The sequence below is a fragment of the Planomonospora sp. ID91781 genome (assembly GCF_015711595.1).
GTDB classification, from domain to species: domain Bacteria; phylum Actinomycetota; class Actinomycetes; order Streptosporangiales; family Streptosporangiaceae; genus Planomonospora; species Planomonospora parontospora.
In genome coordinates this window covers 2,505,895-2,524,936 of the sequence record NZ_JABTEY010000001.1, presented here as the reverse complement: position 1 = coordinate 2,524,936, position 19,042 = coordinate 2,505,895, and the positions used below count along the sequence as shown (strand labels likewise).

20 protein-coding genes are annotated in these 19,042 nt (G+C 71.5%); 4 read left to right on the top strand and 16 right to left on the bottom strand.

Annotated elements, in window-relative coordinates; genetic code table 11:
• Window positions 1-47: 47 nt before the first annotated feature.
• From dprA to HS048_RS38520, 16 genes are all read right to left on the bottom strand, one after another.
• On the bottom strand, window positions 48-1,235 hold the full coding sequence (dprA, locus tag HS048_RS11540; protein ID WP_307832430.1) for a DNA-processing protein DprA: 1,188 nt from the start codon (window positions 1,233-1,235) through the stop codon (window positions 48-50).
• Entirely contained in the window at window positions 1,232-2,902 is a 1,671-nt protein-coding gene (locus HS048_RS11535) for a YifB family Mg chelatase-like AAA ATPase (RefSeq protein ID WP_068895102.1), read from the bottom strand. Before HS048_RS11535 ends, dprA begins: the two co-directional genes overlap by 4 nt.
• A gap of 122 nt (window positions 2,903-3,024) precedes the next feature.
• The gene (locus HS048_RS11530) at window positions 3,025-3,378 is read right to left on the bottom strand and encodes a YraN family protein (RefSeq protein ID WP_068895100.1); all 354 of its coding nucleotides are present in this window, start codon (window positions 3,376-3,378) and stop codon (window positions 3,025-3,027) included.
• A 109-nt stretch (window positions 3,379-3,487) separates the two neighbouring features.
• Complete coding sequence (locus HS048_RS11525; protein WP_068895098.1) at window positions 3,488-3,811, bottom strand: DUF2469 domain-containing protein; 324 nt, start codon at window positions 3,809-3,811, stop codon at window positions 3,488-3,490.
• A 120-nt stretch (window positions 3,812-3,931) separates the two neighbouring features.
• Window positions 3,932-4,603: a signal peptidase I gene (gene lepB, locus HS048_RS11520; RefSeq protein ID WP_084008052.1), complete on the bottom strand. Its 672-nt coding sequence runs from the start codon at window positions 4,601-4,603 to the stop codon at window positions 3,932-3,934.
• A 9-nt stretch (window positions 4,604-4,612) separates the two neighbouring features.
• Window positions 4,613-5,482 carry a signal peptidase I gene (lepB, locus tag HS048_RS11515; RefSeq protein WP_068895096.1) on the bottom strand — a complete coding sequence of 290 codons (870 nt, stop codon included), beginning with the start codon at window positions 5,480-5,482 and terminating at the stop codon, window positions 4,613-4,615.
• A gap of 200 nt (window positions 5,483-5,682) precedes the next feature.
• Window positions 5,683-6,036: a 50S ribosomal protein L19 gene (gene rplS, locus HS048_RS11510; RefSeq protein WP_068895094.1), complete on the bottom strand. Its 354-nt coding sequence runs from the start codon at window positions 6,034-6,036 to the stop codon at window positions 5,683-5,685.
• Window positions 6,037-6,195: 159 nt separating this feature from the next.
• Window positions 6,196-6,984 carry a tRNA (guanosine(37)-N1)-methyltransferase TrmD gene (gene trmD, locus HS048_RS11505; RefSeq protein ID WP_068895092.1) on the bottom strand — a complete coding sequence of 263 codons (789 nt, stop codon included), beginning with the start codon at window positions 6,982-6,984 and terminating at the stop codon, window positions 6,196-6,198.
• Window positions 6,985-6,986: 2 nt separating this feature from the next.
• On the bottom strand, window positions 6,987-7,502 hold the full coding sequence (gene rimM, locus HS048_RS11500; protein ID WP_068895090.1) for a ribosome maturation factor RimM: 516 nt from the start codon (window positions 7,500-7,502) through the stop codon (window positions 6,987-6,989).
• Window positions 7,503-7,597: 95 nt separating this feature from the next.
• Entirely contained in the window at window positions 7,598-7,840 is a 243-nt protein-coding gene (locus HS048_RS11495) for an RNA-binding protein (protein ID WP_068895088.1), read from the bottom strand.
• 1 nt (window position 7,841) lies between these two features.
• The gene (gene rpsP / locus HS048_RS11490) at window positions 7,842-8,306 is read right to left on the bottom strand and encodes a 30S ribosomal protein S16 (protein WP_068895087.1); all 465 of its coding nucleotides are present in this window, start codon (window positions 8,304-8,306) and stop codon (window positions 7,842-7,844) included.
• 381 nt (window positions 8,307-8,687) lie between these two features.
• Window positions 8,688-10,232: a signal recognition particle protein gene (gene ffh, locus HS048_RS11485; RefSeq protein WP_068895085.1), complete on the bottom strand. Its 1,545-nt coding sequence runs from the start codon at window positions 10,230-10,232 to the stop codon at window positions 8,688-8,690.
• A 128-nt stretch (window positions 10,233-10,360) separates the two neighbouring features.
• On the bottom strand, window positions 10,361-10,954 hold the full coding sequence (locus HS048_RS11480) for an ATP/GTP-binding protein (protein ID WP_068895083.1): 594 nt from the start codon (window positions 10,952-10,954) through the stop codon (window positions 10,361-10,363).
• Window positions 10,935-11,366 (bottom strand): DUF742 domain-containing protein, encoded by a 432-nt coding sequence (locus HS048_RS11475; RefSeq protein WP_068895321.1) that lies wholly within the window; start codon window positions 11,364-11,366, stop codon window positions 10,935-10,937. Before HS048_RS11475 ends, HS048_RS11480 begins: the two co-directional genes overlap by 20 nt.
• Window positions 11,367-11,617: 251 nt before the next feature.
• The gene (locus tag HS048_RS11470) at window positions 11,618-12,031 is read right to left on the bottom strand and encodes a roadblock/LC7 domain-containing protein (RefSeq protein WP_196467865.1); all 414 of its coding nucleotides are present in this window, start codon (window positions 12,029-12,031) and stop codon (window positions 11,618-11,620) included.
• Between the two features lie 43 nt (window positions 12,032-12,074).
• The gene (locus tag HS048_RS38520; RefSeq protein ID WP_196466938.1) at window positions 12,075-15,098 is read right to left on the bottom strand and encodes a nitrate- and nitrite sensing domain-containing protein; all 3,024 of its coding nucleotides are present in this window, start codon (window positions 15,096-15,098) and stop codon (window positions 12,075-12,077) included.
• A 579-nt stretch (window positions 15,099-15,677) separates the two neighbouring features.
• Between HS048_RS38520 and HS048_RS11460 the strand changes: the two genes are divergently transcribed.
• The 4 genes from HS048_RS11460 to HS048_RS11445 are packed head-to-tail and all read left to right on the top strand — an operon-like array spanning window position 15,678 to window position 19,041.
• The gene (locus tag HS048_RS11460) at window positions 15,678-16,670 is read left to right on the top strand and encodes an ABC transporter substrate-binding protein (protein ID WP_196466937.1); all 993 of its coding nucleotides are present in this window, start codon (window positions 15,678-15,680) and stop codon (window positions 16,668-16,670) included.
• On the top strand, window positions 16,670-17,461 hold the full coding sequence (locus tag HS048_RS11455) for an ABC transporter permease (RefSeq protein WP_068895075.1): 792 nt from the start codon (window positions 16,670-16,672) through the stop codon (window positions 17,459-17,461). Before HS048_RS11460 ends, HS048_RS11455 begins: the two co-directional genes overlap by 1 nt.
• A complete protein-coding gene (locus HS048_RS11450) occupies window positions 17,461-18,249 on the top strand; it encodes an ABC transporter permease (RefSeq protein ID WP_068895074.1) in 789 nt (262 codons plus the stop codon). Before HS048_RS11455 ends, HS048_RS11450 begins: the two co-directional genes overlap by 1 nt.
• Window positions 18,250-18,258: 9 nt before the next feature.
• Entirely contained in the window at window positions 18,259-19,041 is a 783-nt protein-coding gene (locus tag HS048_RS11445; RefSeq protein WP_068895072.1) for an ABC transporter ATP-binding protein, read from the top strand.
• Window position 19,042: the final 1 nt, after the last annotated feature.

Here is a 19,042-nt window from a genome sequence, read left to right as displayed (position 1 = left end):
GGCCCTCCCACCCGGAGTCCCCTGACGGCACCGGTCCGCCGGCCCTCCTATCCGGAGGAAGGCTTCTCCGGGCACAGGCGCCAGCCCCGGGAGGTCTTCTCGACGTATCCGGCGGCGGCCAGCCCGCCCAGGCAGGAGAGCACGGTCTCCAGATCGACACCCGCCTCCACCGCGATCACCGCCGGGCCCGCCCCGGCCCGTGCGGGCACCGCCTCCAGGACCCGGCGGACCTCGGGAGCGAGCCGGTCGCGCGGGAGCACCGGACCTCTCGGCTCGGGAGCCAGGTCGCTTCCGATGGCTCCGACCAGCTCGGCCATCTCCGCCGGGGTGGTGACACAGGTCGCCGCGCCCTGGCGGATCAGCCGGTGGCACCCGGTGGAGGTGTCGGAGGTCACCGGCCCCGGCACGGCGGCCAGGATCCGGTTCAATGCGACCGCGTGACCGGCCGTGTTGAGCGCCCCGCTGCGCACGGCCGCCTCGATGACCACCGTCCCCCGGGCCAGCGCGGCGATGATCCGGTTGCGGACGAGGAAACGCGGCCGGGTGGGCCGCACCCCCATGGGACTCTCGCTCACCAGCAGACCCCGGGCCCGCACGACCTCGAACAGGTCGTGGTGCGCGCTGGGATAGGAGACGTCGGTGCCGCAGGCGAGCACGGCGACGGTGGGCGTGCCTCCTGCGAGAGCTCCGCGGTGGGCGGCGCCGTCGACGCCGTACGCACCCCCGGAGACCACCCCGTGTCCACGCTCGCTGAGCCCCGCGCCGAACTCCGCCGCGACATGCGCCCCGTAAGGGGTGGCGGCCCTGGAGCCGACGATCGCGACCGACCGGATGCAGGCGAAGCGCAGGTTCGCCTGCCCGTGCAGCCACAGGGCATGGGGCCGGGAGTCCAGCAGGTCGTCCAGCTGGGTGGGCCACTCCGGCTCGCCCGGCACGACCAGGCGGGCTCCCGCCCGTTCGCCCGCGGCCAGGTCTCCGGCGGGGTCCGCCGCCTCCAGCCGGGCCGCCCAGGCGGCGAGGATCCGGTCGAGCCGCGCGTCCGCCTCCCCTGTGCCTTCTGCCGGGCGTCCGCGTCGGGTGCTCGCGAACCACCGGACGAACTCCGGGTCCAGAACCCTCCTCCGGACCTGCTCGACGGCCGCCTCCGGACCGCAGGAGGCCACGAGCCTGCCCATCACCGCGTCACCGGGCTCGGCCAGCCGCATCAACGTGACCCGTGCGAGCCGTTCCCTCACCGTTCCTCCCCCAGCCACAACCCGAGCGCCGCGTTGACCTCCTCGGCCCTGGGTCTGCCGCCGTCCTTCAGATCCGCCAGCGTCCAGGCGACCCTGAGCACCCGGTCCAGTCCCCGGGCGCTCAGCACGCCGTTGTCCAGGCATCTCAGCAGCGGTGACATCACCTTCGCCGGCAATCGGTAGTCGGTGTGCAGGACCCCGGTGGGCACCTCCGCGTTGCGTCTCCAGGGCCTGCCCGCGAACCGCTTCGCGGCCCGTTCCCTGGCCAGGAGCACCCGCTCGGCCACCGTCCGGCTCGACTCGATGAACCGTCGGTCGGCGAGCAGCTCCCGCCGGGTCGCCCGCACCAGCGTCACCTTGACGTCGACGCGGTCCAGCAACGGGCCGGAGAGCCGGGCCAGATAGCGGCGCCGGGCGCTGGGGGAGCACCGGCAGGGCTCCTCCGGCCGGGACGGCTGCGCGCACGGGCACGGGTTGGCCGCCAGCACGAGCATGAACCTGGCCGGGAACGTGACCGAGCCCAGCGACCTGGACACCGTCACCCGGCCCGACTCGAGGGGCTGGCGGAGCGCGTCGAGGACGCTCATCGCGAATTCGGGGGCCTCGTCCAGGAACAGGACCCCTCCGTGGGCCAGCGAGACCGCACCCGGCCGGATCGCCCCGCTGCCGCCGCCGATGACGGCCGCGATGGTCGCCGTGTGATGGGGTGCCATGAAGGGAGGACGGGTCAGCATCGGCCGGTCGGCCGGGAGCGTCCCGGCGACCGAGTGGATCGCCGTCACCTCGAGCGCCTGGTCGCGCTCCAGAGCGGGGAGGAGGGTCGGGAGCCGTTCGGCGAGCATGGTCTTGCCGGTCCCCGGTGCTCCCAGCATCCAGAGATTGTGGCCTCCGGCGGCGCAGATCTCCAGGGCCCGGCGGGCGAAGGGCTGACCGGCCACGTCGCTCAGGTCGGGAGCGGCCTCGGCGGCTCCCTCCCCTTCGGACGGTCCCGCGCCGCCCGGCCCGCCCGGTTCGCCTGGCGGCCCCGGACCGTCCCAGCCGTCCGGACCGTCCCAGCCGTGCGAACCATCCGGGTCGCCGGCTCCGCTCCCCTGACCGGACCCGGTCCCGACGGCCGCCGGGACACCACCGGAACGGGGCGGGCCACCGGGGTCGTCAGCACGCAACCAGCCCACCAGGTCGCCCAGCGCCCGGACCGGGACCACTGTCACGTCCGGCACCAGGCCGGCCTCGGCCGCGTTGCCCGCGGGGACGACGACCGTGCGGGCGCCGGCGGCGACCGCGGCCAGCACGGCGGGGAGCACGCCCCGCACCGGTCTGACCGACCCGTCGAGACCGAGCTCGCCGAGGAAGAACAACGGGGCGACCCGCTGCCTGGGCACGATCCCCGCCGCGGCGAGCAGCGCCACCGCGATCGCCAGGTCGAACATGCTGCCGCGCTTGGGCAGGCTCGCGGGGAACAGGCTGACGGTGATGCGCGCGTCCGGCCAGGCGTGGCGGCTGTTGACCACCGCCGAGCGGACCCGGTCACGCGCCTCGCTCAGCGCGGTGTCGAGCATGCCGATCAGATGCGTGCCCGCCACGCCGCTGCCGACGTCGGCCTCGACATCGACCACGTGCCCGGTGACCCCGATCAGGCAGACACAGCGTGTGCGTGCGACGGTCACTCACACCACCCCCGGGGCGGGGCGGACGATCCACGACAGCCCGGGGGCGTCCGGCCGCCCGGACGGCGGTCCGCAGGGCACCCGGGACGGCCCGGAGGACGCGGAGAACGACTCGGGGGGCATCAGCACACCCCCCGCTCGTGGCGGATGACGAACTCCCCCGCGAAGCGCTCCAGCGCCACCACGTCGACCCGGACGGAGTCGAACCGCTCGCACCGCCCGCCCAGCCACCTACCGGCCAGCCCGCGCAGCCGGGCCAGCTTCGCCCCGGTCACCGCCTCGAAGGCGGTGCCGTGGCTCCGCCCGGAGCGGGTCTTCACCTCCACCACGACGAGTGCCCGCCCGTCCCGGGCGACCACGTCGATCTCACCGGCCCGGCACCGCCAGTTGCGATCCAGGATCTGCATGCCGTGCGCCTGCAGATAGTCGACGGCGATCTGCTCTCCGTGCCTGCCGAGCTCGTCCTTCGCGGCCATGGAACCACCTCCGGTTCCAGACCTTCGCGCAGCTCACAGCCTCACGGACCGCTCGAGCCCGATTCTGTGGACATCCGGCCGGAGGCGGGGGACACCTGTGGAGAAGTCCTCAGCCGGAGAAGCCCTCCTTGGGCATCTCCAGGTCGGACTTGGCCAGCTCCTCGACGTTGACGTCCTTGAAGGTGACCACGCGGACGTTCTTGACGAACCTGGCCGGCCGGTACATGTCCCAGACCCAGGCGTCCTGCATCTTCACGTCGAAGAACACGTCGCCGTTCTCGGCCGTGCGGACGTCCAGGTCGACGGAGTTGGTGAGATAGAAGCGCCGCTCGGTCTCCACGACGTAGGTGAACAGGCCGACCACGTCGCGGTATTCGCGGTAAAGCTGCAGCTCCATCTCGGTCTCATATTTCTCGAGATCCTCTGCGCTCATACCGGTCCTCCTGTCACACGCCTTTCCGGCCCGCCCGATCAGGCGGCGCCGGCCCCCACTTCATTCTCGCCCATCGGTCCCGTCCGGCCAGACCTCACCGCCCTCTCCACCGGAAGCGGACTATCCGCCCTTGGTGAACGTCCTGGTGAACGTCTCAGGGGTGGAGAGGATCGCCGCCCGCGAGAACGGCCAGTAGATCGCGAAGGCCCGCCCGATCACGTCGTCCTCCGAGATCGTGCCGTCGCCCGCCTGCTCCTCCCAGCTGCGGGAGTCGCGGGACTGCGAGCGGTGGTCGCCCATGACCCACAGGCGGCCCTTCGGGACCACCTTCTCGAACTCGTCCCCGGAGGGGAGGTCGTCGGGGTGGATGTAGTCCTTCTCCTCGATCGGCACGCCGTTCACGGTGATCCGTTTCTGGGCGTCGCAGCACTTGACGGTGTCGCCGCCGATCGCGATGACCCGTTTGATGGTGTCCTCGCCGTCCCACCCCTTGAAGACCACCACGTCGCCGCGCTCGGTCGCGCCGTGCAGCTTGTTGACGACCACCCGGTCGTCCTCGACCAGGGTCTTCTCCATCGACTCCGAGGGGATCCAGAAGGACTGGAAGACGAACGCCTGGAGCAGCAGCGCCACGACGACGCCGGAGACCAGCAGGACCAGCGTCTCACGCAGGCTGCCCTTGCGGGAGGACCCGCCCCGGTCACCGGGCCCCTCGCCCCGCCCGTCGTCCGGGCCGGGCCTGCCCTCGTCCTCCGGCACGTCGTCCTGCTTGTTGTCGGGTTCGACTGTCATGGGGTACGGCTACCGCCTCGCACGTCGGCGACGACGCCACAGCACCAGCGGAACCGCCCCGGCGAAGCCGGCGAGGAGCGGGGTCGCCCCTCCCACGGCTGCGGCGGCGTTCAGCGCCGGCTGGCTGAACGTGTCGGGAATGGGGAGAATCGTGGCCCTGGAGAAGGGCCAGACGATGACGAACGCCCGGCCGATCACCTTGTCGATCGGGATCGTCCCGCCGCCGGGATCGCCCATGTGCTCGCGGGAGTCGAGGGAGACCCCCCGGTGGTCGCCCATGACCCACAGGCGGCCCGGCGGGACCTTGACCTCGAAGGGCTTCTGGGACGGCAGGTCGTGCGGGTAGAGGTACTGCCGCTCGTCGATGGCCACCCCGTTGACCGTGACCCGGCCCGGTTTGTCGCAGCACTTCACGACGTCCCCGGGGACGCCGATGACCCGCTTGATGTAGTCCTTCTCCCCGGGCACCACGCCGAAGGCGGTGCCGACCCAGTGGAAGAAGGCCGCGAAGGGGTTGGACGGCTCCTCGATCTGCACCTCGCCGTCCCAGGAGTCCACGCCGGAGAAGACCACCACGTCGCCGCGCTCGATGTCGCGGACGTGGTAGACGAGTTTGTTGACCAGGACCCGGTCGTTCTTCAGGAGGGTGTTCTCCATCGACTCCGACGGGATGTAGAAGGCCTGGACGATGAAGGTCTTGATGAAGAGCGCGAGCAGCAGCGCGACGACCACCAAGACGGGCAGCTCCTTCCAGAAGGAGCCCTTCTTCTTGTCCTTGCCGCCCTTGGCGGGCTTCTTGGTGTCTTCCGCGACCACGTCCACCTCGTCCTCGACAGACCGGGGCGATTCCCCGCCGCTTGCCTGGCCCTCGTTAGTCATCGCTGACGAGCCTAGATGATGGCGGAGGCGCGATGGTCGAGGCCGCGGGTTAAGGGCCGCCCCTGATTGCATCAGCGTTGTCCCGTCTCCCCGCGTTCCGCCGGCTCCCGGCGGTACGGTCGCCCGCGGAGATCGCGTGCCCGGACACGCGACCGGCCCGCTCCCCGGAGGGAGGCGGGCCGGGACGGCGTCGCGTGCGACTAGCGGGCTTCGCGCTTCTCGCGGATGCGGGCGGCCTTGCCGCGCAGGTCGCGCATGTAGTAGAGCTTGGCGCGACGGACGTCACCGCGCGTCACGACGTTGATCTTCTCGATGACCGGGCTGTGGACCGGGAAGGTCCGCTCGACACCGACGCTGTAGCTGATCTTGCGGACGGTGAAGGTCTCGCGGGCGCCGCCGCCCTGACGGCGCAGCACGAAGCCCTTGAAGATCTGGACACGGGAGCGGTTGCCCTCGATGACCCGGACGTGGACCTCGAGCGTGTCGCCGGGCCGGAAGTCCGGGACGTCGCTGCGGAGCGTGGCCTTCTCGAGCTCGGTGATCAGCGTGTGCATGACAGTGGTACCTCATTTACGCGAGCACGCGGAGGTCCACCCGGCCGCGACGGGGCGGCATCGTGATGGACGCACATGCTGGACTGATGTGTCGGTCGTGAAGCCGGGAGCTGCGGCCCGGCGGCGCGCGCCGGCCTGCGGGCAGTCGGCGGCAATGATTCAGTGTGCCATATTCTCGCGGTCCACCGGAAATCCGAGCTCCTCCAGGAGCAGCCGGTCGTGCTTGTCCATGCTCTCCGGATCGAGCTCGGCCAGCAGCTCGGGGCGGTTCTTCGCGGTACGGCGCAGCGCCTCGTCCCGCCGCCAGCGGGCGATCCTTCCGTGGTGGCCGGAGAGCAGGACCTCGGGGATCTCCCTGCCCCGCCACTCGGGCGGCTTGGTGTAGACCGGGCCCTCCAGGAGGTTCTCCATGGCCCCGGGCGCGAACGAGTCGTCCACCGCGGAGCGGGCGTTGCCCAGCACCCCGGGGAGCAGCCGTCCGACGGCCTCGACCATCACCAGCACCGCGGCCTCGCCCCCGGCGAGCACGTAGTCGCCGATGCTGACCTCGTCCACCCGCAGGCGCGAGCCGTACTCGGCCATGACCCGGGAGTCGATGCCCTCGTAGCGCGCGGGGGTGAACAGCAGCCACGGCTCCGCGGCGTACTCCATGGCGAGCCGCTGGGTGAAGGGCACGCCGCTCGGCGTCGGCACGATGATCCGCGGCCGGGACCGCGGATCGGCGGCGAGCACGTCGTCGATGGCCTCGCCCCACGGGCCGGGCTTCATGACCATGCCGGGGCCGCCGCCGTAGGGGGTGTCGTCCACGGTGCGGTGCACGTCGTGCGCCCAGTCGCGGAGCTGGTGCAGGTGGACGTCGAGGATGCCGCGCTCCCTGGCCTTGCCGATGAGGGAGACGTCGAGCGGGGCGAAGTACTCGGGGAAGATCGAGATGACGTCGATGCGCATGGTCAGGCCATCTGGTCCGGGTCCAGCAGTCCCGGCGGCCCGTCCACGAGCAGGGTCCCCGCCTCGAGGTCGATCTCCGGGACCAGCGCCTTCACGAACGGTACGTAGACGTCCGCGCCGCCGCGCCGTACGACCAGCAGGTCCTGGCCGTGGTGGAGCACGTCGACGACCTCGCCGGCCCGCTCCCCGTCGGGGGTGACGACCGTGAGGCCGATGAGCTGGTGGTCGTGGAACTCGTCGGGGTCGTCGGAGGGCGGGATGTCCGCCGAGTCGACGACGAGCACGGTGCCGCGGAGGCCTTCGGCCCCGTCGCGGTCGTCCACGCCCGCGAAGCGGACCAGCAGGGTCCCGGAGTGCCAGCGCCGGGATGCGACGACGAGCGGACCGGCGGACGCGGGGTCGGTGGCGAGCACCGCCCCGGAGGCGAAGCGGCTCTCCGGGTCGTCGGTGCGGACCTCGACGGTCACGTCGCCGCGGAGCCCGTGCGGACGGCCGATCCGGCCTACGACAAGCTGCACGCCCGTCTCCTGAATGTCGTGTCGAAAGAAAGCAGACGGGTCACCCACACCGGTGGGTGACCCGTCCGCTCGATGGATCTCGTGTCGGCCGGGGCCTAGCGGGCCTCGTCCAGGTCGAGCAGGTCGACCCGGATGTACTTGCCGTCGCCGAGGGCGTTCACCACCGTGCGGAGCGCCTTCGCCGTACGGCCACCGCGGCCGATGACCTTGCCCAGGTCCTCGGGATGGACCCGGACCTCAAGCACCCGCCCGCTGCGGATGCGGCGGGCGTGAACCTGGATGTCGTCGGGATGCTCGACGATGCCCTTCACCAGGTGCTCGAGGGCCTCCTCGAGCATCTCAGGCCTCGCCTTCCGGCTTCTCCTCGGCGGCGGCCGGCTCGACCGGGGTCTCGGCGGCGGCCTCTTCGGCCTTGGGAGCGGCCTTCTTGGCCGACTTCTTAGGCGTGGTGGCGGCGTCCAGGGACAGCGCCTCCTTGGCCGCGGACTCGTAGGCGGCGTGGCGGTCGGCCTTGGGCTCGGCGACCAGGAGCGGAGCCGGAGCGGGCTCGCCCTTGAACTTCTGCCAGTCACCGGTGAGCTTGAGGAGCTTCAGCACCGGCTCGGTCGGCTGCGCGCCGACACCCAGCCAGTAGGCCGCCCGCTCGGCGTCGATCTCGATGCGCGAGGGGTTCTCCTTCGGGTGGTACAGGCCGATCTCCTCGATCGCCCGGCCGTCACGCTTGGTGCGGCTGTCGGCGACGACGACGCGGTACTGCGGGTTGCGGATCATGCCGAGCCGCTTGAGCTTGATCTTGACTGCCACTGGTGTGGTCTCTCCTGCATTAGAGCGTGGGTCAGCGGCGTCTCGTCGAGTGGGGCGCGAAGAGCCGGCCGCTGCAGGGACAGGCGCGACCGGCGGGGGTTAGAGGGCGCCCGCGTGGTCACGATGTTCCAACATGCAATTGTGCCAGACATCTGGGGATGCCCGGCCAACCGATCCCCTTCTTCCGTGTTCGGAAAGGGGAAAGTCCTCGGGCGGGCGGCCCGTGGAGCCGCCCGCACCGTGTCATCCGGGCGTCATCCGGGCGTCACTTGGGCCGGACGCCCAGGAGCTCCAGCGCCGCAATGGTGATGAAGCCCACCATGATGACCAGCCAGATCCAGCGGGCGCGCCCGTGGAACCTGTCGTCGCCGTCGTCGCTCATCACTGCCCCGGAAGCTTGAACTTGGAGGGGTCGAAACCCGGCGGCAGTTCCAGGCCGGGAGGGAGCTGGCCGGCGCCCAGGTTGCCGAGGGCACCGCTCATGTCAGGGCCCGCGTCAGGAGTCTTGGCGCCCTTGCCGAGCGCGGCCTTGCGCGGGTCGCCGCTGACGCGGCGGCCCTTGGCGGCCTTCTTCTGCGCCGCCTTGGCGGCCTTGCGCCCGCCGGGCATCCCGGGGATGCCCATGCCGCCGGCCATCCGCTTCATCATCTTCTGGGCCTCGAAGAACCGGACGACCAGGTTGTTCACCTCGGTCACCGTGACGCCGGACCCCTTGGCGATGCGCTCGCGGCGCGACCCCTTGATGATCTTCGGGTCCTGCCGCTCGCCCGGGGTCATCGAGCGGATGATGGCCGCGATCCGGTCCAGGTCGCGGTCGTCGACCTGGTTGATCTGGTCGCGCATCTGCCCCATGCCGGGCATCATGCCGAGGAGGTTCTTGATGGGCCCCATCTTGCGGACCATCATCATCTGCTCGAGGAAGTCCTCCAGCGTGAAGCCCTCACCCGAGGTGAGCTTGCCCGCCATCTTGGCGGCCTGCTCCTCGTCGAAGGTCTTCTGCGCCTGCTCGATCAGGGTGAGGATGTCGCCCATGTCGAGGATGCGGGAGGCCATCCGGTCCGGGTGGAAGGCGTCGAAGTCCTCGAGCTTCTCACCGGTGGACGCGAACATGATCGGCTTGCCGGTGATGTGCCGGACCGAGAGGGCCGCGCCGCCGCGCGCGTCGCCGTCGAGCTTGGTGAGCACCACCCCGTCGAAGCCGACGCCGTCCATGAACGCCTGGGCCGTGGAGACGGCGTCCTGGCCGATCATGGCGTCCACGACGAACAGGACCTCGTCGGGCGTGACCGCGTCGCGGATGTCCGCCGCCTGCTTCATCAGCTCCTGGTCGATGCCCAGGCGGCCGGCGGTGTCGATGATGACGACGTCGTGCTGCTGCCGGCGGGCGTGGTCGATCGACTGGCGGGCCACGGCGATCGGGTCGCCGACCCCGTTGCCCGGCTCGGGGGCGTAGACCGCGACCCCCGCCCGCTCGGCCACGACCGAGAGCTGCTGGACCGCGTTGGGCCGCTGGAGGTCGGCGGCGACCAGCAGCGGGGTGTGGTTCTGCTCCCGCAGCCAGCGGGCGAGCTTGCCCGCCAGCGTGGTCTTGCCGGCGCCCTGGAGACCGGCGAGCATGATGACGGTCGGCGGGGTCTTCGCGTAACGGAGCCGCCGGGTCTCACCGCCGAGGATCTCGATCAGCTCGTCATTGACGATCTTGACGACCTGCTGGGCCGGGTTCAGCGCCTGGGAGACCTCGGCTCCGCGGGCGCGCTCCTTGACCTGGGCGACGAACGTCTTGACCACGGGCAGCGCGACGTCGGCCTCGAGCAGCGCGATGCGGATCTCGCGGCACGTCGCGTCGATGTCGGCGTCGGAGAGCCGACCCTTGGATCGGAGGGAGGAGAAGACCGATGTGAGCCGGTCGGAAAGCGTCTCGAACACGTGATTGGCCAGCCTCTGCGCTACAGGTCTGCGACTCGACCTCCCAGCCTATCCGCTGACGGCCGCACCCGGCGCCCCGGTGAGGCGCCGCCGGGCCGCGCGGCGGCGAGGGAGGGGATCCCGCGTCCCTAGCGGCCCCAGCCCGGGACGGCCATCCGCACCGTCAGAGCGTGCTCGACCAGCGTGATGAGCGTGCTCTTCACCGCGTCCCGGGAGCGCGCGTCGGTCCGCGAGACCGGGATGTTCGGGGCGAGCGTCAGCGCCTCCCGCACCTCCTCCTCGCCGTGCGGGTGGGTGCCGTCCCAGCCGTTGAGCGCGACCACGAAGGGGAGCTTGGCCTCCTCGAAGTAGTCGATCGCCGGGAAGCTGTCGGCCAGGCGGCGGGTGTCGACCAGCACGACCGCGCCGATGGCGCCGCGGACCAGGTCGTCCCACATGAACCAGAACCGGTGCTGCCCGGGCGTGCCGAACAGGTACAGGATCAGGTCCTGGTCCAGGGAGACCCGGCCGAAGTCCATGGCGACCGTGGTCGTGGTCTTGTTGGGGGTGAGGCCGACGTCGTCGATGCCGGCGCTGGCGTCGGTCATCACCGCCTCCGTGGTCAGCGGGAGGATCTCCGACACCGCACCCACGAACGTGGTCTTTCCCACGCCGAAGCCACCGGCGACGACGATCTTCGTCGAGGTGAGGCCGGCACCCCGGTTAGAGCCTGCGAAGTCCACTGAGCACCCTTTCCAGCAGGTTGAGATCCGGCTTGCCCGCGTTCAGCTGCGGCTGATGCAACTGGACCAGCCCCTCTGCCGCCATGTCCGCGACGAGGATCCGGGTGACGCCGAGGGGGATGCGGAGCATCGCGGAGATCTCAGCGACCGAACGCACTTGCCGGCACAGGGCGCTGATCGCCTGATACTCCGGAGTGCGGGTGGATAGATCATGGTGAATCGAGGTCGCCGAGGAGACCAGCGCCTCCATGGCGAGCTGGGTCCGGGGGGCGGTCCGCCCCCCGGTCACGGCGTAGGGGCGGACCAGGGAACTCTGCTCCGCCGGCGCCGGCTGCACGTGATGCGACGGACCGCCCGGCTGCTGCCCGGGGTAGCCGGGACCGCCCGGTTGCTGCACGTGCTGCGCGGGCATGCCCGGCTGCGCGGGGTAGCCGGGGCCACCCGGCTGCATGCGGGCGTCGTCCATCGACCGGTGGGGCGGCCCGCCCAGCGGGTCGCCCTCACCTGGCCATCCGCGGCCTGCCACGGCGTCCTCCTAGGGCGGTGTCCGCCGCGGCGCCGACGCGCCGCGGCCCGGATGCTGACCGATCTCTTCCCTCGTCTCTCATGCGCGGGCTCCTTCGGCTCCGAAAGGGAAGTGCCCCGGTGCGCCCGTTCGGGTCGTCACCGGGGGTGGGAGGCCTGGAGTTCGGCGCGGACGGCCGGCGTCAGCACCTGGCCGGCCCGCTCGACGAGCAGGGTCATCTGGTAGGCCACGAGGCCCATGTCGCAGTCGGGCGAGGCGAGCACCGCGAGGCAGGAGCCGTCGCTGATCGACATGATGAGCAGCAGTCCCCGCTGCATCTCCACCACGGTCTGGGTGACCGCGCCGCCCTCGAAGACCCGGGAGGCGCCCTGGGTCAGGCTGAGCAGTCCGGCCGCGACCGCGGCCAGCTGGTCGGCCCGGTCCCGGGGGAACCCGTCCGAGTACGCCAGCGGCAGGCCGTCCGTCGAGACCACGACCGTGTGCGCAACGCCTGGGACGTTGTTCACGAAGTCGGTGATCAGCCAGTTGACCCCCCGAGCGGCCTGGCTCAGTTCGCGCACCGGTCATCCTCCTCGGTCATCGTCATGGGCTCGCTCACCGCTCCTCCCTGCTTCCTTCAACGTCCCGGCCGAAGCCGGGATACGCCTGCTCCTCGGAGGCCTCTCCCCTCGCGACCGCCCGGCCCTGCCGCACTCCCTTCTGGAAGCTCGCCAGCCGGTTGCGCACCGCCTCCGGGGAGACGGTCGGCCGGAGCGCGGGGGCCGGCGGAGCGCCGCCCGCGTCGGGGGCGACCGTGCCTGGCACGAGGTTGGCCTTGGGCACCCGCTTGGGCAGGCCCGCACCGGTGACCCCGCCGAGCGCCGGCTCGCTGGCCGCCCGGGCCGCCTGCCAGCCGGCGTCCGCCGGCGAGGACCAGGCGGACCCGCTCGTCTGGGCGGGGGCCGCGGGCACCGGGGACTGGAGCGCGGCCGTCTCCTGCAGGTCCGCGCCCGGGCCGGACGCGGAGTCCGCCGCGGCGGCGGCCGGCTCGGCCTTCCTGAACCAGTCGGACTCCACCGCCGCGAAGATCGGCAGGAACTCCTCCCGCTCCTCCTCCAGCGCGGAGGGCTCGCGCACCACCGGCAGGGGGCCCGTGTTGTCCGCCTCGGCGTCGAACGTGCGGCGCGCCTGCGCTCCCGTGCCCGGCCGCGTCCCCTGGCGCGGGTCCGGCCACACGCCGGTGTCCCCGCGCATGGGCGCGCTCGGCCACGATCCCGGGTCCTCCTGGGAGGTCGCCGGCCAGGCCGGGCCGGCGCCCGGTGCCGGCACGTGCCCGGGCCAGGGGGTGTCGACCGGCACCCGGCCCGGGTGGCCCTCCGCCGTGAAGGAGCGCCCGTCCCCGAAGGAGGAGGTCTGCCCCGCGTCGAACGAGGACTGCACGGCGTCGAACGGCGAGCGCCCGTCCCCCGCGAACGAGGTCTGCGAGGCGTCGAAGGAGTTGAAGCGCGCTCCCGCGTCGAAGGAGTTGAAGGCCTGCTGCGCCGCCTCGAAGGAGGCGAACGCGGGCCGGGAGGAGTCCAGCGAGACCGGGCTGGCCATCACCGGAGGCCGCTCCGCCGAGGGCGTCGGGGGCGCCTGCGCGCTCCAGTCGCCGCCGTGCGCCCCGGGCTGCGCTCCCGGCATCTGCCCGGTGGGAGCGAGCAGGTTCTCCGGGAGGAGCACCATCGCCGTCAGGCCCCCGCTGTCCTGCTGGCGGAGCTGTACCCGGATGCCGTGGCGCAGGGCCAGGCGGCCGACCACGAACAGGCCCATCCGGCGGGAGACCGAGACGTCCACCACCGGGGGGTTGGCCAGCCGCCAGTTCGCCTGCGCCAGCTCCTCGCCGGTCATGCCGATGCCGAGGTCGGTGACGGACACCATCACGCCGCCACCGTCGATGCGGTTGCTCGACACGATGACCTTCGTCTCCCTCGGGGAGAAGGAGATCGCGTTCTCGACGAGCTCGGCGATCAGGTGGACGACGTCGTTGACGGACGTGCCCGCCACGGAGACTCCGCCGGACAGCCGCAGGTCCACCCGCTCGTAGTTCTCGACCTCCGACAGCGAGGCGCGGACCACGTCGATCAGCGGGACCGGCTGGCTCCACCTCCGCGCGGGCTCCTGCCCCGCGAGGACCAGGAGGTTCTCGCTGTTGCGGCGCATGCGGGTGGCCAGGTGGTCCAGCCGGAACAGGCTGCCGAGTCGGCCCTCGTCCTGCTCGCCGTGCTCCAGGCTCTCGATGAGGGCCAGCTGACGCTCGACCAGGGTCTGGCTGCGCCGGGAGAGGTTGACGAACATGGCGTTGACGTTGCTGCGCAGCGTCGCCTCCTCGCCCGCCAGCCGTACGGCCTCGCGGTGGACCTCGTCGAAGGCCCGGGCCACCTCCCCGATCTCGTCGGCCGAGACCACGCCGATGGGCTGGACCTCCACCGAGGTGACCTCGCCCCGCTCGCGCATGCCCTGCACGGTCTCCGGCAGGCGTTCTCCCGCGATGGACAGCGCCTCGGTGCGCAGCCTGCGCAGCGGCTTGACGAGGGAGCGGGCCACGATCGCGGTGACGACCAGGACCATGAGGAGCAGCAGCGCGGTGAGGCCCGCGGTGATCAGCGCGCCGCGCTGCTCGGTCTCCTGGAGCGCGCGGCTCTGCGCGATGACGGTGTCGGCGATCCGCTTCTCGACCTCGCGCATGCGGTCGACCGTGTCGGAGGCGGCGTCGAACCAGCTCGCCTGGTCTCCGGCCCCGGACCGGGACACGTCGACGCGCAGGAGCGGGGCCTGCTCGTTCGCCAGCACCAGGGCGCGCAGCCGCATCGACTCCGCGCGGTCCTTCTTCTGGCTGCTGACGGTGTCGTCGAACAGCTGCCGCTGCGCGACCGTCGCCTCGGACTGGAAGGTCACGAGCTCGCTGTCCCGCTCGGCCCGGGCGGCGACGAAGGCGTCCAGGCCCTCGGAGGTGAACCTCCGCTCGGCGAGGGCCACGGCGAGGATCGCCCGTTCCGCGGAGGCCCTCTCCTTGGCCCGGGCCAGCGCGGCGAACGCGTTCGCGCTGCCGGCCAGGCCCTGGTCCGTGACGCCCTGGACGATCTCGTCGTGCAGGGCCAGCAGGTTGTCCAGCGTCCGCGAGTACATGGCGATCGTGGGCTGGGCGGGGAGCCGGGTCTTCGTCGCGGTCTCGCGCATGCTCTTGAGCTCGTCGATGCGGTTGCGGATCTGGGCGAGCTCGGCCCTGCCGCGGTCACCGAAGTCGTCGGCCTGCCCGCCGCCGAGGATGAGGTCGATGCGGTCGCCGACGTCACCGGCCGCCCGGTCGACGGCCTCGTACTGCTCCTGCAGCTTCGCCAGGGCGGCGCTCCCGCGCCCCTGCGCCACGAAGCGGGCGGACAGGTCGCGTTCCTCCTCCAGCTCGTGCGCGAGCTCGCTGATCTCGGCGGTCAGCTCGGCACCGGCGCGCACCCGCTCGTACTCGGCGGCGCTGCTGAGCGAGGTGACCGTCCGCAGACCGCCCAGGACGATCGCCGCCATGGTCGGGATGGCGATGAGCGCGATCAGCCGCGACCGCACCCGCCAGTTGCGGAGGGCCAGCTTCCTGTCTCTCTTCACGGTGCCGCCGGCCTCGGTGCCGGGCACCCGATCGCCCTGCGGCGGTTCCCCCTGAGCGGCGGCGCCCGGCCTCGGTTCGCGTTCGCTGGGGGTTGACGCTGTCCTCACTGGCCTCCGCTGCCTCTCCTCGGATCGTCTGCTTAGAGGGGGGATCGCGTCACAACGGTTGATACGCATGTGACGCCGACGCATCCATGGGGTAGGGGTTATTGGAGCACAGCCGGATGAGTTCGGCCAACGGCGCATAAGTCGCGGATTATCCGTAACCCCCACATGTCATCCGCAACCGGACAACAACTCTCCGTCTCGCCGGACAGGGTCGGGCAGAACCGGGAATTTCCCCTTCAGGCACCCCACCCGCTTCCGTCAAACCCCGACAAGGGTTCACAAGGACGACAAAAGACCTTTTATGCCCATTTGACCATATGGACCGATATTTGTTATTTGGTTCATCCTCTCCGCTACTCTGATCCGCGATCGACATCCCCCTTGATCACCTGCCTCACGGGACCACCTCCGCGCCGCCCGCTGCTTCGGCGAGTCCCGCCAGGGCGGATCAACGCAGTGAATGGAGACCCCATGAGGTTCAGACTTGCCGGACGGGCCGCCGCGGTGGGACTCGCCGCCGTGCTGGCGCTCGCCGCCTGCGGCGGATCGGACCCGGAGACCACGGCCGCCGCGGCGCCCGGCGGGGCCGGCGGCCCGGAGAAGACCCAGCTCACCATCGGGGCCCTGCCCATCCCCGACTCCGCCGCGCTCTACATCGCCGACAAGCGGGGCTTCTTCGCCGGAGAGGGCCTGACCGTGAAGATCGAGCCGATCCAGGGCGGCGCGCAGGCGCAGCAGAGCCTGCTCGGCGGCTCCCTGGACGCGACGCAGACCAACTACGTCTCGACCTTCCTCGCCGTCTCGGCCGGCAACAAGATGAAGATCATCTCTGACCTCTACCAGGCGACGCCGAACTCCTTCAACCTGATGGTCGCCAAGGACTCCCCCATCAAGACCCCGGCCGACCTCAAGGGCAAGAAGGTCGCCGTCAACAGCCTCAAGAACATCGGCACGCTGGCCGTCACCTCGGTGCTGAAGACGCACGGCCTCACCGCCGAGGACGTGCAGTTCCTCGAGTTCCCCTTCCCCGACATGGCGGGCCAGCTGGAGAAGGGCGTCGTCGACGCGGCCTGGATGACCGAGCCGCACCTGACCGCCGCCGCCACCAAGATCGGCGCCCAGAAGCTGGCCGACACCATGACCGGCCCGACCGCGGACTTCCCCATCGCCGGTGTGATCGTCACCGAGAAGTTCGTGAACGAGAACCCCAAGACCGTCGCCGCCTTCCAGCGCGCGGTCGCCAAGGCCCAGCAGATCGCCGCCTCGGACCGCAAGGCCGTCGAGGAGATCCTGCCGACCTACACCAAGATCGACGCGGCCACCGCGGCCGTCATCACCCTCGGCACCTTCCCCACCAGCCTCGACGAGACCCGTCTGCAGCGGGTGGCCGACCTGATGGTGGAGCAGGGGTACCTGAAGAGCCCGATCGAGGCCAAGACCATCCTCCCGGGCGCCAACGGCTGATGACCGGGCGCTCCCTGCTCGACAACAGACCGCTCTGCGGCGCCGTCGGCGTCGCAGGGCTGTTCTGCCTGGTGGAACTCGCCGGACGGACCGGGTTCATCGACCCGATCGTGTTCCCGCTGGCCTCCACGATCGCCGGCCGTGCGGCGGCGCTCGCCGCCGACGGGGACTTCCTCGCCGACGTCGTCTCGACCCTGGGCGCCTGGGCCGCCGGCCTCCTGCTCACCGTGCTGGTCGCCGTCCCCGCCGGATTCGCGCTCGGCACCATGCCCCGCGTGGAGTCGGCGCTCCGGCCCGTCCTGGAGTTCCTCCGGCCCATCCCGTCCGTGGCCCTGATCCCGCTGGCCCTGCTGCTGTTCTCCGACAGGTTCGACATGAAGATCGCGGTGATCGTCTACGCCGCCTCGTGGCCGGTCCTGATCAACACGATGTACGGCCTCAAGGACGTCGACCCGCTGGCCAAGGAGACCCTGCGCAGCTTCGGCTTCGGGCCGCTGGCGGTGCTGTGGCGGGTCTCGCTGCCCAGCACCGCGCCGTTCATCGCCACCGGCGTACGGCTGGCCGCCTCGATCGCGCTCATCCTGGCGATCAGCGCCGAACTGCTCGCGGGCGGCGCCAGCGGCATCGGCACGTTCATCATCGAGGCCGGGAGCAGTCCCGACGCCCTGGAGTTCATCGTCGCCGCCACCATCTGGGCGGGCGTCATCGGGATCGTCTCCAACACCCTGTTCACCCTGGTGGAGCGGCGGCTCTTCCGCTGGCACCTCGCCCGGACGGAGGGCGCCCGGTGATGCGCGTCCTGCGCGGCCTCGGCCGCCTCTGGCTGGTCCCCGTCGTGCTGGCGGCCTGGGAGGCCGCCACCCGCGCCGCCGAGGACAACTTCTTCCCCCCGCCCACCGCGATCGCGGTCCGCATGCACGAGATGTGGCTGTCCGGCCCGCCCGAACGGCTCTGGCTCACCGACGCGGCGGTGGAGAACATCCCGACGAGCGTGGGCAGGCTCTTCGCGGGCTGGCTGATCGCCGGCGTGATCGGGATCGCCCTGGGCCTCATGCTGGGGCGTTCCCCGGTGCTCTCCCGGTTCCTGGACCCGCTCATCGAGTTCGGCAGGGCCATCCCGCCCCCCGCCCTGCTCCCCTTCTTCCTGGCCCTGTTCGCCGCCGGCGCGCAGATGCAGATCGCCACGATCGTGTTCGGCATCATCTGGCCGATCCTGCTCAACGCCGGCGACGGAGCCCGCCACGTCGACCGGCAGCACCTGGAGACGTCCCGGGTCTTCGGGTTCTCCCGGAGCCAGCGGCTGCTCCGCGTCATCCTGCCCTCCGCGATGCCCAAGATCTTCGCCGGCCTGCGGCTCAGCCTCTCCCTGGCCCTGATCCTGATGGTCATCTCCGAGCTGGTGGGCAGCACCAACGGAATCGGCTTCCAGCTCCTGGACGCCCAGCGGTCGTTCGACCTGCCCGGCGTGTGGGGGACCATCGTGGTCCTCGGTGTCCTGGGATACGTGCTCAACTCGGCCTTCCTGGCGGCCGAGCGACGCCTGCTGTCCTGGCACCGGGCCGCCAAGCAGACGATATGAGGACCCGCCGTGCTTGAGATCTCCAACCTGACCCACACCTACGGCAGCGGGCCGGGCGCCCACCACGCCCTCGGCGGCATCGACCTGAAGGTCGCCGAGGGCGAGCTGGTCTGCATCGTCGGCCCTTCGGGGTGCGGCAAGTCCACCCTGCTGCGCTCCATCGCCGGGCTCCTGCGGCCCACCGGCGGGAAGGTGGTGCTGGGCGGCACCGCCGTCGACCGGACCCCGGACGACCTGGCCGTGGTCTTCCAGGACTACAGCCGTTCCCTCTTCCCCTGGATGTCCGTGGCCGACAACGTCTCCCTGCCGCTGCGGCGCAAGGACATGGACAAGAAGCAGCGCCGGAGCGCCGCCATGGAGGCCCTGGAGCAGGTCGGGCTGGCGGGCGCCGCCGCCAAGTATCCGTGGCAGCTCTCCGGCGGCATGCAGCAGCGGGTGTCCATCGCCCGCGCGCTGGCCTACCGCCCCTCGCTGCTGCTGATGGACGAGCCCTTCGGCTCGGTCGACGCGCAGACCCGCGAGGACCTCGAGGACCTCACGCTGCGCGTGCGCAGCCACCACAACATGACCATCCTGCTCATCACCCACGACATCGACGAGAGCGTCTACGTGGGCGACCGGGTCGTGGTCCTGTCCAAGGCCCCCGCCCGGATCGTCGGGGACCTGCGGGTCGACCTGCCCGCTCCGCGCGACCAGATCACCACCCGGGAGCACCCCGACTTCGTGCACCTGCGCGCCGAGGTCGGCCGGCTGGTCCGCGGCATGCGGAGCCAGTCCGCCCCCGCCTCCTGAA

Excerpts from the sequence above, each read along its gene's own strand:
- HS048_RS11525 (WP_068895098.1), bottom strand. The coding sequence starts at position 3,811 with ATGAGCGCAGAGGATCTCGAGAAATATGAGACCGAGATGGAGCTGCAG.
- HS048_RS11450 (WP_068895074.1), top strand. The coding sequence starts at position 17,461 with ATGCGCGTCCTGCGCGGCCTCGGCCGCCTCTGGCTGGTCCCCGTCGTG.
- rplS (WP_068895094.1), bottom strand. The coding sequence starts at position 6,036 with ATGCACACGCTGATCACCGAGCTCGAGAAGGCCACGCTCCGCAGCGAC.
- HS048_RS11530 (WP_068895100.1), bottom strand. The coding sequence starts at position 3,378 with ATGGCCGCGAAGGACGAGCTCGGCAGGCACGGAGAGCAGATCGCCGTC.
- trmD (WP_068895092.1), bottom strand. The coding sequence starts at position 6,984 with ATGCGCATCGACGTCATCTCGATCTTCCCCGAGTACTTCGCCCCGCTC.
- HS048_RS11460 (WP_196466937.1), top strand. The coding sequence starts at position 15,678 with ATGAGGTTCAGACTTGCCGGACGGGCCGCCGCGGTGGGACTCGCCGCC.
- HS048_RS11495 (WP_068895088.1), bottom strand. The coding sequence starts at position 7,840 with ATGCTCGAGGAGGCCCTCGAGCACCTGGTGAAGGGCATCGTCGAGCAT.
- lepB (WP_068895096.1), bottom strand. The coding sequence starts at position 5,482 with ATGACTAACGAGGGCCAGGCAAGCGGCGGGGAATCGCCCCGGTCTGTC.
- lepB (WP_084008052.1), bottom strand. The coding sequence starts at position 4,603 with ATGACAGTCGAACCCGACAACAAGCAGGACGACGTGCCGGAGGACGAG.
- HS048_RS11455 (WP_068895075.1), top strand. The coding sequence starts at position 16,670 with ATGACCGGGCGCTCCCTGCTCGACAACAGACCGCTCTGCGGCGCCGTC.
- HS048_RS11475 (WP_068895321.1), bottom strand. The coding sequence starts at position 11,366 with ATGCCCGCGCAGCACGTGCAGCAACCGGGCGGTCCCGGCTACCCCGGG.